The organism is Aeromonas sp. s9 (assembly GCF_040907765.1).
Lineage (GTDB): Bacteria > Pseudomonadota > Gammaproteobacteria > Enterobacterales > Aeromonadaceae > Aeromonas > Aeromonas caviae.
In genome coordinates this window covers 40,385-52,151 of the sequence record NZ_JBFOCK010000096.1, presented here as the reverse complement: position 1 = coordinate 52,151, position 11,767 = coordinate 40,385, and the positions used below count along the sequence as shown (strand labels likewise).

Below are 11,767 nucleotides of genomic sequence, written 5' to 3'. Positions count from 1 at the left end.
AGGCATTTACGGGAGAAAAGATCGGCTCAAACTGAAAAAATGAAATGACTGAGTCAGCCGAGAAGAATTTCCCCGCTTATTCGCACCTTCCCTAGCTCTCACGGTGCCCTGGTAACGGCCTCAACGGAGCTGGTTGTCGCGTGAGTCATACTAATCGGCGGGTGAAAAAACAGAAGGGGGAGCCGTTGAAAACCGGCGCAACGTCATAAATCGGGACCTCAAGAGGGCATTTATTGTTTGGTTTTGTTAAACGATAACTAGTCATCGAATAGAAAAACCAAACAATATGGGCATGGTTTCTGGCCGTGCTGGCTTGTCTGGAGGCTGGTGGGGAGTGAGTTGGGGCAATATGGGGGGGCTTCCCGGTTTCCCCGATTTGCCGGGAATTGGTTTGGCAATCATGGTGTGATCTGGGTTGTGGGGATAGGGGAGGTTGCCGCTCAGTGCAGTGCCCCGACCGGGGTGATGTTGGGCCGTCAGGCACTGTGGCGGGATCGGCCATTGGCGCTCGGGGCCGGCTCGGGTATAGTCCTGCGCCAACAAGATAGGTTCGGATGGAGGAGTCGGTGCCGCGTCAGGCAAGCGGGCCGAATCACTCCTTCGGCGCGGTTTTAAAGGATATCCCCATGAAATTCAGTCCCCTGCTCGATGAGATGATGAAGGCGCTGCAGGTCTTACCGGGCGTGGGCCCGAAATCGGCCCAGCGCATGGCGTTCACCCTGCTCGAGCGCGAGCGCAGCGGCGGCCTGCGTCTCGCCTCCCTGCTCAATCGGGCGCTGACCGAAATCGGTCACTGCAGCCACTGCCGCACCTTTACCGAGAACGATCGCTGCGAGATCTGCGCCAATCCCAAGCGCGAGGAGAACGGCCTGCTCTGCGTGGTGGAGAGCCCGGCGGACGTGGCGGCCATCGAGCAGACCGGCCAGTTCTCCGGCCGCTACTTCGTGCTGATGGGTCACCTGTCGCCACTCGACGGCATAGGCCCGGAGGAGCTGGGGCTGGAGATCCTGGAGCGGCGCCTCAAGGATGAGCACATCAAGGAGCTGATCCTCGCCACCAACCCCACCATAGAGGGGGATGCTACCGCCTGGTACATCGCCGACATGGCCCGCGTCGCCGGGGTCGAGGTGAGCCGTATCGCCCACGGGGTGCCGGTGGGCGGGGAGCTGGAGCTGGTGGATGGCACCACGCTTTCCCACTCCCTGATGGGGCGCCAGCGTCTCTAAACCGCTGTTCGGCGAACATATTTCGTACAAACAAGGGGTGGGCATGCAAGTTTGCATCTTCGCCCCTTGATATTTGAAAGGCCAACCCCATCTAGCTTGGGAATCTGTTCAACCCGACGTTTTGAGGATTGGTCGATGACCCAAAGTGTTCACGCCGAAACCCACGGCTTTCAGACTGAAGTCAAACAATTGCTGAGCCTGATGGCTCACAGCCTCTACTCCAACAAAGAAGTATTCCTGCGCGAGCTGATCTCCAACGCCTCCGATGCGGCGGACAAGCTGCGCTTCAAGGCGCTTTCCGATGCCTCTTTGTTCGAAAACGACGGCCAGCTGCGCGTGCGCCTGGTGGTGGACAAAGAGAACAAGACGTTGACCATTTCGGACAACGGCATCGGCATGACCCGTGACCAGGTGATCGAGCACCTGGGCACCATCGCCAAGTCCGGCACAGCCGAGTTCTTCAAGCACCTCTCCGGTGATCAGGGCAAGGATTCCCAGCTGATCGGCCAGTTCGGGGTGGGCTTCTACTCCGCCTTCATCGTGGCCGACAAGGTGACCGTGATCTCCCGCGCCGCCGGCACTGAGCCGAGCCAGGGCGTGCAGTGGGAATCCGAGGGGGAAGGCTCCTTCACCGTGGCTGACGTGACCAAAGCCGGTCGCGGCACCGACGTCATCCTGCACCTGCGCAGCGATGAAGAGGAGTTCCTGGACGACTGGCGCCTGCGCTCCGTGGTCAGCAAATATTCCGACCACATCAGCGTGCCGGTAGAGATGTTCAAGGAGGGCACTCCGGATCGGGAAGAAGACGGTGAAACCATCGTCGGTACCCCGGGGGAGTGGGAGCAGGTCAACCGCGCCACTGCGCTCTGGACCCGCAACCCGAAGGACATCAAGGACGAGGAGTATCAGGAGTTCTACAAGCACGTCGCCCACGACTTCGAAGATCCGCTGCTGTGGGGTCACAACCGGGTGGAAGGGGCGCAGGAGTACACCAGCCTGCTCTACATCCCGGCTCGCGCGCCGTTCGATCTCTACAACCGCGAACAGAAGCACGGTCTGAAGCTCTACGTGCAGCGCGTCTTCATCATGGACGACGCCGAGCAGTTCATGCCGACCTATCTGCGCTTCGTGAAAGGGGTGCTGGACTCCAACGATCTGCCGCTCAACGTCAGCCGTGAAATCCTGCAGGACAACAAGGTGACCGCCTCCCTGCGCAAGGCCTGCTCCAAGCGCGTGCTCACCATGCTCAACAAGCTGGCGAAAGAGGATGGCGAGAAGTACGCCAAGTTCTGGAGCGAGTTCGGCAATGTGCTCAAAGAGGGCCCGGCCGAGGATTACGCCAACCGGGAAGAGATCGCGAAGCTCTTGCGCTTTGCCAGCACCGCCGGCGAGGGCGAAGCCCAGACCGTCTCTCTCGAGGATTACGTTGGCCGCATGAAGGAAGGTCAGCAGAAGATTTACTACATCACCGCCGACTCTTATGCCGCTGCCAAGAACAGCCCGCACCTCGAGATCTTCCGCAAGAAGGGCGTCGAAGTGCTGCTGATGTGGGAGCGGGTGGACGAGTGGCTGATGAGCCACCTGACCGAGTTCGACGGCAAGCAGCTGGTCTCCGTCACCCGTGGCGAACTGGATCTCGGGGATCTGGAAGACGACGCCTCCAAGCAGGCGCAGGAAGAGGCCGAAAAAGCCAACGCCGGTCTGGTTGAGCGGGTCAAGAAGAGCCTCGGTGAAGCGGTGAAAGAGGTGCGCGTCACCCACCGTCTGACCAACTCGCCGTCCTGCATCGTCACCGACGCCCACGGCATGAGCACCCAGATGATCAAGCTGATGCGCGCCGCCGGTCAGCCGGTGCCGGAGCAGAAGTACATCCTGGAGCTCAACCCCGACCATGCCCTGGTGAAGAAGCTCGGCACCATCGAGGATGAGAGCCTGTTTGGCGAGTGGGTCTCCCTCCTGCACGAGCAGGCCCAGCTGGCGGAGCAGGGCGGCCTCAATGATCCGGCGAGCTTCGTCTCCCGTATCAATCGTCTGCTACTCCAGGCGTGATGTGATTGTGATTGGCCCACTGCATGACAGTGGGCTTTTTTTTGGCCGTTCCCCTCTGGTGCGCTGCTGCATTTTCAATCATTTTTCGTGGTCGTCGTCTGCGTCTTTGGTCGCAGAGACTTGGCGGGAGTGTGGTGATAATCTGGCCACTCACACGGGGCGAGCTTGTTAATACGGGCGAAAACGTGTAGTTTTTTGCCTTCTCAAGAATTGAATAACCAATCAACTAGGAGCGTGTATGCGCATTGTTCTGTTGGGAGCTCCGGGCGCCGGCAAGGGTACCCAGGCTCAGTTCATCATGGAAAAACACGGTATTCCGCAGATCTCCACCGGCGACATGCTGCGTGCGGCGATCAAGGCGGGTACCGAGCTGGGCCTCAAGGCCAAAGCCGTGATGGACGCAGGTCAGCTCGTCTCCGACGACATCATCATCGGCCTGGTCAAAGAACGCATCGCGCAACCGGATTGCGCCAACGGCTTCCTGCTGGACGGCTTCCCCCGCACCATTCCCCAGGCGCAAGCCATGAAGGATGCCGGTGTGACCGTGGACTTCGTGCTGGAGTTCGACGTGCCGGACGAAGAGATCGTCAAGCGCATGAGCGGCCGCCGCGTGCACTCCGGCTCCGGCCGTACCTACCACGTGGTGTTCAACCCGCCGAAAGTGGAAGGCAAGGATGACGTGACCGGCGAGGATCTGGTGATCCGTGCCGACGACGAAGAGACCACAGTGCGCAAGCGTCTGGATGTCTACCATCAGCAGACCGCGCCGCTCATCGGTTTCTACGGCAAAGAAGCGGAAGCGGGTAACACCCGTTACGTCAAGATCGACGGCACCCAGCCGGTGGATCTGGTCAGCCAGCAACTGGCCGCCATTCTCGGTTAAGCCATTCAGGGCCGGCAGGACGCAGCCGTTCGCCGGCTGGCTACGAGAGTGAGAAAAGGGTCCATACCGGGCCCTTTCTTGCATTCCATTCCCACGACACAGAACGACAGGATGCTAACGTGACCACGAAAACCGGGATCTTGCTGGTCAATCTGGGTACCCCGGCCGCGCCGACCACGGCGGCGGTCAAGGCGTTTCTCAGCCAGTTTCTGCACGATCAGCGGGTCGTCGACCTGCCGCGCTACCTCTGGTGCCCCCTGCTTCATTTCATCATCCTGCCGACCCGCTCCCCCAAGGTGGCCAAGCTCTATCAGCAGGTGTGGACCGAGCAGGGCTCCCCCCTGATGGTCATCAGCCAGCAGCAGCGCGCGGCCCTGGAGCACGAGCTCAAGCGGGAAGGGGTCGAGGTGCCGGTGGCGCTCGCCATGACCTATGGCGCCCCGTCGCTGGCCGATGGCTGGCAGGCCCTCAAGGCCCAGGGGGTCAACCGGGTGATCCTGCTGCCGCTCTATCCCCAGTATTCGGTCAGCACCACCGCCTCGGTGTTCGACGCCTGGGCCAGGGCGATGAAAACCGAGCGCAATCTGCCGGTGGTGCGGCTCATCCGCGATTACCATGCCCACCCGGAGTACATCCAGGCGCTGGCCATGAGCGTGCGTCGCCACTGGGAGCAGCACGGCCAGGGGGAGCATCTGCTGATGTCCTTCCACGGCATTCCCGAGCGCTACGAGCGGGAAGGGGATCCCTATGGTCATCAGTGCAGGCGCACCGCCGCCCTGCTGGCGGAGGCGCTGGGGCTGGCCCCGGAGCAGTGGACCGCGAGCTTCCAGTCCCGCTTTGGCAAGGAGGAGTGGCTCAAGCCCTACACGGACCTGACCGTGGGCGAATTGCCCTCTCGCGGCGTCAAGCGGCTGGATGTCATCTGCCCGGCCTTTTCGGCGGATTGCCTCGAGACCCTGGAGGAGATCCAGGTGCAGAACCGGGAGATCTTCATGGCCGCCGGTGGCGAGCAGTTTGAATACATCCCGGCCCTCAACAGCGATCAGGCCCATATCCGCATGATGGTTTCCCTCATCTGTCGCGAGCTGGCATGATGGCCGTTCTCATCCGGTGCCCGACGTGGCGGACGTTCGGATTCAACGATAAAGGAGTGTCCTGATGATGCATATCACGCTGATTTACGCCGGCCTGCTCGGGCTCTTGTTCCTGCTGCTCTCCTTCTGGGTGGTCAAGCGCCGCGCCCAGTTCAGGGTGATGATAGGGGAGGGGGAAGCCCCCGAGATGCTGGCCGCGATCCGCGCCCACGGCAACTTTGCCGAGTACGTGCCCCTCACCCTGCTGCTGATGGCACTGTGCGAACTGGCGGGGGTCGGGGCGCTCTGGCTGCACCTGGGCGGTGTGCTGCTGCTGGTGGGGCGCATCCTGCATGCCATCGGCATCCAGATCCCCAGGGCTCCCAACATGCCGCGCCTCTTCGGCACCCTCTTCTTCTGGCTGTCGCTGGGAATTTTCTCGGTGCTGGCCCTGGTGCAGGGGCTCTCGGCAAGCTGAATGTCATCCCGCAACACCACCCCGCCACGGGGTGGTTTTTTGTGGTAGCCAAGTCAAACGTTTTCCTCGCAAACCCTTGTCTATACTGACCTCAAAATTCAATCGTGCGACTTTTCGGCGTGGTGGATTGTGTTAAAATCCCGCCCCTCTTTTCCCCAGAGCACAGAAGATTGCCATGAAATTTCCCGGTCAGCGCAAGTCCAAACACTACTTCCCGGTCGACAGACGTGATCCCCTGATCCCGCAGAATTCCCAGCTCACCGAACTGGGCAAGGCCTATGTAGTGGGCATCGATCAGACTCTGGTGGATATCGAAGCCCATGTGGACGAAGACTTCCTGAACCGGTACGGCCTGAGCAAGGGCCACTCCATGCTCATCTCCGACGAGGTGGCGGAGCTGGTCTACGACGAGCTCAAGGCCAACAACATGGTGGTGAGCGAATTTGCCGGCGGCACCATCGGCAACACCATGCACAACTATTCCGTGCTGGCGGACTCCCACTCCATCCTGCTTGGCGTCATGAGCCAGGACATCCGCATCGGCAGCTATGCCTACCGCTATCTGTGCAACACCTCCTCCCGGGTCAACCTCGACTACCTGCAGCCGGTGGACGGCCCGGTCGGACGCTGCTTCACCTTCATCACCGAAGGGGGAGAGCGCAGCTTTGGCATCAACGCCGGCAAGATGGATCACCTGGATGTGGACCACATCCCCGAGACCATCATCAAGGAGGCCTCGGCCCTGGTGATCACCGCTTACCTGGTGCGCGGCGCCGACGGCACCCCCATGAAGGAGGCCGCCATGGCCGCGGTGCGCTATGCTCGCGAGGCCGGGGTGCCCGTGGTGCTGACCCTGGGCACCCGCTTCGTCATCGACGAGAATCCCCAGTGGTGGCGCGATTTCATCAGCGAGAACGTGACCGTGCTCGCCATGAACGAGGACGAGGCGGAGGCCCTGACCGGGATAAAGGATCCCCTCGGCGCGGCCGACAAGGCGCTGGACTGGGCGGACATGGTGCTCTGCACCGCCGGCCCCATCGGCCTCTACATGGCGAGCTACACCGACGAGGACTACAAGCGCGAGACCACCCACACCCTGCTGCCCGGCGTCATCCCCGAATTCAACATGTACGAGTTCAGCCGCCCCATGGCCCGGGACAAGTGCCGCAAGCCTGCGCGTATCTACTCCCACATCTCCCCCTACATGGGCGGCCCGGAGAAGATCAAGAACACCAACGGGGCAGGGGACGGGGCGCTGTCCGCCGTGCTGCACGACATGGTGGCGAACGCCTACCACCGCATGAACGTGCCGAACTCCGCCAAGCATCTCTCGGAATTCCTGACCTACTCCTCTCTGGCCCAGGTGTGCAAGTACGCCAACCGGGTGAGCTACGAGGTGCTGGCCCAGAGCAGCCCGCGCCTCTCCCGCGGGTTGCCGGAGAAGGAAGACAGCCTGGAAGAGGTGTACTGGGAGCGGTGATACCTCTTCCTGTCGACCACAAGAAAGGGTGCCACTGGGCACCCTTTCTTGTTTTTGGGGCTGGATCATGTTTTTGGCATCGCTTTTGCTGACATCGTGGACAGCCCGCGTCGCGGCGGCATACCTTGTGTTAAGGATATGTAGCTGCTGCGGGGCGAGGGTATGTTGAGACAATGGAGTATCGGTCGGCGTCTGTCGCTGGTGACCCTGATGGTGCTGGCGCTGCTGGGACTGCTGCTGTTCTTCTGCCTGCAGATCTATCAGCAGGGGCTGATGGGAGAGAAGAGCCGCCAGACCCAGGCCCAGGTGGAGACCGCCTACAGCCTGGTGGCGGGGCTGGAAGCCAGGGTGCGCAAGGGGGAGCTGGACGAGGCGAGCGCCAAGGCCGAGGCGCTGGCGCTGATCAAGGGGTTGCGTTACGGCAACGATGACTACTTCTGGATCAACGACAGCCACCCCACCATGGTGATGCACCCCATGAAACCCGAGCTGGACGGCAAGGATCTCTCCGGGGTGGAGGACAAGCAGGGGCTCAGGCTGTTCGTCGCCTTCGCCGATCTGGCCCGGGCCCAGGGCGCGGGGGAGGTGGCCTACTACTGGCCCAAGCCGGGGGTGGACGAACCGGTACGCAAGATCTCCTACATCAAGCGCTTCGCCCCCTGGGACTGGATCATCGGCACCGGCGTCTATGTGGACGACGTCGAGGCCCAGTACCGGGAGGTGCTGCACACCCTGCTGGGGATCGGGCTGGTGCTGGCCCTCCTGCTGTTTGCCGTGGTTGGCCTCATTGTGCGCAGCATCGTCGTGCCCCTCTCCCGCTCGGTCTCGGCCCTTGGCAACATCGCCAGGGGGGAGGGGGATCTGCGGGTACGTCTGCCGGAATCGGGGCGTGACGAGCTGAGCCAGCTCAGCATCAACTTCAACCTCTTCGCCAGCCAGATGGCGCAGCTGGTGGCCCGCAGCCAGCAGATAGCGGATCAGAACCGGGTGCATGCCCACCAGCTTGCCGAGGTGGTGGAGCGTACCGGCGCCATCGTCACCGGCCAGGAGCAGGATACCCTGCGGGTGGCCAGCGCCATGGAGCAGATGACGGTGAGCAGCCGCGAAGTGGGCCAGCACGCGGCCCAGGCCGCCGACGCGGCGGACTCGGCCCTCAATCTGGCCCAGCATGGCCGCGAGGTGGTGGTCCAGACCCGGGAGTCCATCAGCCAGCTGGCGGACGAGATGGTGGAGACGGTACAGGCGGTGAGCCGCCTCGAGCAAGAGACTCAGCAGATTGGCTCCGTGCTCGACGTCATTCGCGGGGTGGCGGAGCAGACCAACCTGCTGGCCCTCAACGCCGCCATTGAAGCGGCACGGGCCGGGGAGCAGGGGCGCGGCTTTGCGGTGGTCGCCGACGAGGTGCGTACCCTGGCGACCCGCACCCACAGCTCCACCGACGAGATCCGGCAGATGATCCAGCGGCTGCAGGAGGGGGCCGGCAAGGTGGTCAGCGGCATCAGCCAGTTGCAGCAGCTCTCTCGCGCGACGGCGGACAGGGCCGGCGATGCGGATGTCGCCATCAATGCCATCGATGGATCCGTCCACACCATTACTGCCATGAATGGGCAGATTGCCACGGCGGCGGCGGAGCAGAGCCGGGCGGCGGAGGAGATCAACCAGCGGCTGGTGGCCATCACCCAGCTGGCGGCGGATGCCCTGGCCCAGAACCGGCTGACCGAGCAGGCATCCGGGCAACTGGCGCTGGCCTGCGACGAGCTGGGGGCCCTGGTGGCGAAATATCGCATCTGACGGCCTTTATCCCCGCTTTTTCGGGATAAGGCTTGAGTCTGGGGGGCTTTTGGGACACCATCTGCCCCATTCTCGGCCAGCCCTGGCCGACAGCCTGCCATTGCTTTGCAAGAGAGAGACCCCATGAGCAAACTAACTGACAATCTTGACGCCAATTTCCAGCTGTTCATCGAAGAAGTCCGCGAGTCGGGTCAGGTGTGGGGTCTGCGCTACGGTGAAGACTGGGTGGTGTGCCGCTCCGCCGAGTTCGAAGATGCGGACGTGATGCCGCTCTGGTCCGCCGAAGGGGATGCCCGCCTGCACTGCGTGGACGAGTGGGCGGATTACGAGCCGGAAGTGATCGAGCTCGAAGAGTTCCTGGACATCTGGATCAACGATCTGGACGAGGACGATGTGCTGGTCGGCCCGAACTGGAACGCCGATCTGGAAGGTCAGGAGCTCGAGCCCATCGAGCTGGCCAAGGCGCTGGTGGAACTGGACGCCTGAGTCTGCCGTCCTGCCGGATTGTGATGAACCGGCCCCCTTCGGGGGGCCGGTTTTTTTATGGCCGCCATGGGCCATGAAAGGCGATTTGCCTTTGCACCCGTTCCGGGGATGGGTCATCATCAACCCTTTGCCGATCGGGAGGTGCCATGTTTGTCTTTGACGTGACCACGAAGGCGGGGGCGCAGGGGAGGATCCAGGTGCAGGCGCTGGACTGGAGCCAGAGCGGCCCGGTGAGCTTTCAGTGTGACAGCGACGAGCTGGCCCTGGTGCTGCTGAGCGGGTGCCGCTGCGATGCCGTGGGGTACTTCAATCTGCTGGGGGGCTGCAAGCCGCTCTACGTGGAGCAGTGGCTCACCTATTTGCAGGAGCGTGGCCAGCTGGAGAAGGTCACGGCCCGCCAGGAGAGCCCGTCCCAACCCGATTACCTGACCCGGGCCGGGCTGGCGGACGACGAGCTCAATGCCCTGCTCGGCCAGATCTACAAGGTGGCCGGGTTCAACCGCCTGCAGATCAACCGCTACCTCAAGCATCGCCACAACCCGACCATGCTGGCGACCCGTTACGATCAGAAGGAGCTGGAGCGTTATCGCCAGCTCAACGACATCATTCTGACCCTGTTGAAGCTGAAACCGTCTCCGTGAAGATCCCCATCTGACCGATCTCCGGTCCCAGTTCCTGGGGCCGGGCGATGAGGTAGCCCTGCAAGCCGTCCACATACATGCTCTGCAGCATCTGCTTCTGGCCTATCTGTTCCACCCCTTCCGCGATCACCAGGCAGCCCATGCGATGAGAGACGTCGACGATCATCCGCACGAACTGCTGGTTGGTGAGATCCTGCTCCAGCTCGGTGATGAGACCGGGGTCCAGCTTGATGTAGTCGGGTTTGAGCTCGCGAAACAGGCTGAAGGAGCCGATCCCCTTGCCGAAGTTGCAGATGGCCGAGCGGCTGCCGTGGCGCCTGAGCAGCTCGAACAGCCGCCTGGACCCGGTCAGGTTGCGCTCCAGGTGCTCCTCGTCGAGCTCGAACACCAGATTGGCCCCGATGTCGGGGTCTTTTTGCAACTGGTGATCCAGCCAGATGAGAAAGGCGCTGTTTTGCAGCAGGGAGCCCGGCAGATTGAGACCCCATCGGCTGTTGTGGCCTCCGAAGGCGCGGTATTGGCGGATGACATGGCGGATCACCATCTGGGTCAGGCGCAGTACCATGTCCAGCCGCTGCGCCATGGCGAGCAGGGTATCGCTTGGCAGCACGGTGCCGTCGCTGCTGCTGAAACGGGGATAGATCTCGTGGTAGGCGAGCATGCCGCGATGCAGGGGCTGGATGGGCTGGCAGGTGAAGCTGATGCTCTCCTGCTCCAGCAGATCGGTCAGCACCTGGGTCCAGTGACGCTGACCCTGCACCTCGACCACCTCGTCGTTCTGCTGGATGGCCCAGCCATTGACCACCTCTGTCTGGGCACGGGCCAGCGCGAGATCCGCCCGGGCCAGAATGGCCTCTATCTTCTGCTCGCTGCTCAAGCGGGTCATGCCCGAGTAGGCGGCACTCTCGAGCTCGTGATCGTGCTGATAGCGATCGAAGGCGAGCTTCAGATCCCGTCCCAGCAGATGGGGCGGGATCTGGGCCAGGGGGGGCAGCAGGACGGCAAAATCGGCCCCCGAGATGCGATAGACCCGGTGGCCCGGGAAGCGACTGACGGTGTGGCTGATGAGGGCGGCGATGTCCCGGATGTAGGCATCCCCGGACTGGAAGCCGCGCTGGGCGTTGAGGGTCCCGAGCTCGGTGGCGCGGATGAGCACCAGGATGGCGGTCTGGGTGTTTTCCTGTTGCAGCAGCTCAGTCAGATCGCGCCGGAAGGCGTGGCGGTTGCCAAGGCCCGTCATCTCGTCCCGGGTCGCCTGATTGTGCAATTCGGTGATCTGGCGGTGGGCATCGATCTCGGCCTCATTGAAGGACGCAAGGAGCTGGCGCAGAGCCGTTTGTGCCTGTACGCTGTCGAGCATGGCGGGATCCCGCTGCTGCAGCGCCAGCAGCCAGCGTTGCTCCTGCCTCGCCTTTTCCCCACGGCGCACGCTGTGGGTGAGAAAGAGCAGCAGGGCGAATCCCGTCAGGGTGGTCATCAGGACCAGCAGCAGGGTGAGCGGTGAGGCGGGGGGGGCGAGCAGCACTCCCTGCAACAGCAGCATGGGAATGCAGACCAGTGCGCTGACCAGCAGCAGGTTTCCCTCATGTTTATTCAACATCGTTTCATCCTTGATGATGTTCATGATGTAGAAATTCTAACCAAGTCGCTGGCGCAAAAC

10 protein-coding genes are annotated in these 11,767 nt (G+C 62.4%); 9 read left to right on the top strand and 1 reads right to left on the bottom strand.

Going from position 1 to position 11,767, the window contains the following annotated elements:
• The first annotated feature begins 626 nt into the window (after positions 1 to 626).
• The 9 genes from recR (at position 627) to AB5Y54_RS18665 (ending at position 10,107) form a co-directional block, all read left to right on the top strand.
• Positions 627 to 1,226 (top strand): recombination mediator RecR, encoded by a 600-nt coding sequence (gene recR, locus AB5Y54_RS18705; protein WP_111896504.1) that lies wholly within the window; start codon positions 627 to 629, stop codon positions 1,224 to 1,226.
• A 135-nt stretch (positions 1,227 to 1,361) separates the two neighbouring features.
• Positions 1,362 to 3,275, top strand: coding sequence for a molecular chaperone HtpG (gene htpG, locus AB5Y54_RS18700; protein WP_368154170.1), 1,914 nt, complete (start codon positions 1,362 to 1,364; stop codon positions 3,273 to 3,275).
• A 238-nt stretch (positions 3,276 to 3,513) separates the two neighbouring features.
• Positions 3,514 to 4,158: an adenylate kinase gene (gene adk / locus AB5Y54_RS18695; RefSeq protein ID WP_010674422.1), complete on the top strand. Its 645-nt coding sequence runs from the start codon at positions 3,514 to 3,516 to the stop codon at positions 4,156 to 4,158.
• A 119-nt stretch (positions 4,159 to 4,277) separates the two neighbouring features.
• A complete protein-coding gene (gene hemH / locus AB5Y54_RS18690; protein WP_042017278.1) occupies positions 4,278 to 5,252 on the top strand; it encodes a ferrochelatase in 975 nt (324 codons plus the stop codon).
• A 64-nt stretch (positions 5,253 to 5,316) separates the two neighbouring features.
• Positions 5,317 to 5,709 (top strand): MAPEG family protein, encoded by a 393-nt coding sequence (locus AB5Y54_RS18685; protein WP_010674424.1) that lies wholly within the window; start codon positions 5,317 to 5,319, stop codon positions 5,707 to 5,709.
• A gap of 175 nt (positions 5,710 to 5,884) precedes the next feature.
• Entirely contained in the window at positions 5,885 to 7,189 is a 1,305-nt protein-coding gene (locus AB5Y54_RS18680; protein WP_010674425.1) for an inosine/guanosine kinase, read from the top strand.
• 162 nt (positions 7,190 to 7,351) lie between these two features.
• Positions 7,352 to 8,980, top strand: coding sequence for a methyl-accepting chemotaxis protein (locus tag AB5Y54_RS18675; protein WP_039038910.1), 1,629 nt, complete (start codon positions 7,352 to 7,354; stop codon positions 8,978 to 8,980).
• A 123-nt stretch (positions 8,981 to 9,103) separates the two neighbouring features.
• Entirely contained in the window at positions 9,104 to 9,466 is a 363-nt protein-coding gene (locus tag AB5Y54_RS18670) for a DUF2750 domain-containing protein (protein ID WP_010674427.1), read from the top strand.
• Positions 9,467 to 9,612: 146 nt separating this feature from the next.
• Positions 9,613 to 10,107, top strand: coding sequence for a hypothetical protein (locus AB5Y54_RS18665; RefSeq protein ID WP_010674428.1), 495 nt, complete (start codon positions 9,613 to 9,615; stop codon positions 10,105 to 10,107).
• Here AB5Y54_RS18665 and AB5Y54_RS18660 read toward each other — a convergent pair.
• Positions 10,070 to 11,707: an EAL domain-containing protein gene (locus AB5Y54_RS18660; RefSeq protein ID WP_103254841.1), complete on the bottom strand. Its 1,638-nt coding sequence runs from the start codon at positions 11,705 to 11,707 to the stop codon at positions 10,070 to 10,072. The genes AB5Y54_RS18665 and AB5Y54_RS18660 overlap by 38 nt on opposite strands.
• Positions 11,708 to 11,767: the final 60 nt, after the last annotated feature.

Excerpts from the sequence above, each read along its gene's own strand:
- recR (WP_111896504.1), top strand. The coding sequence starts at position 627 with ATGAAATTCAGTCCCCTGCTCGATGAGATGATGAAGGCGCTGCAGGTC.
- htpG (WP_368154170.1), top strand. The coding sequence starts at position 1,362 with ATGACCCAAAGTGTTCACGCCGAAACCCACGGCTTTCAGACTGAAGTC.
- adk (WP_010674422.1), top strand. The coding sequence starts at position 3,514 with ATGCGCATTGTTCTGTTGGGAGCTCCGGGCGCCGGCAAGGGTACCCAG.
- AB5Y54_RS18685 (WP_010674424.1), top strand. The coding sequence starts at position 5,317 with ATGATGCATATCACGCTGATTTACGCCGGCCTGCTCGGGCTCTTGTTC.
- AB5Y54_RS18680 (WP_010674425.1), top strand. The coding sequence starts at position 5,885 with ATGAAATTTCCCGGTCAGCGCAAGTCCAAACACTACTTCCCGGTCGAC.
- AB5Y54_RS18675 (WP_039038910.1), top strand. The coding sequence starts at position 7,352 with ATGTTGAGACAATGGAGTATCGGTCGGCGTCTGTCGCTGGTGACCCTG.
- AB5Y54_RS18670 (WP_010674427.1), top strand. The coding sequence starts at position 9,104 with ATGAGCAAACTAACTGACAATCTTGACGCCAATTTCCAGCTGTTCATC.
- AB5Y54_RS18665 (WP_010674428.1), top strand. The coding sequence starts at position 9,613 with ATGTTTGTCTTTGACGTGACCACGAAGGCGGGGGCGCAGGGGAGGATC.
- AB5Y54_RS18660 (WP_103254841.1), bottom strand. The coding sequence starts at position 11,707 with ATGTTGAATAAACATGAGGGAAACCTGCTGCTGGTCAGCGCACTGGTC.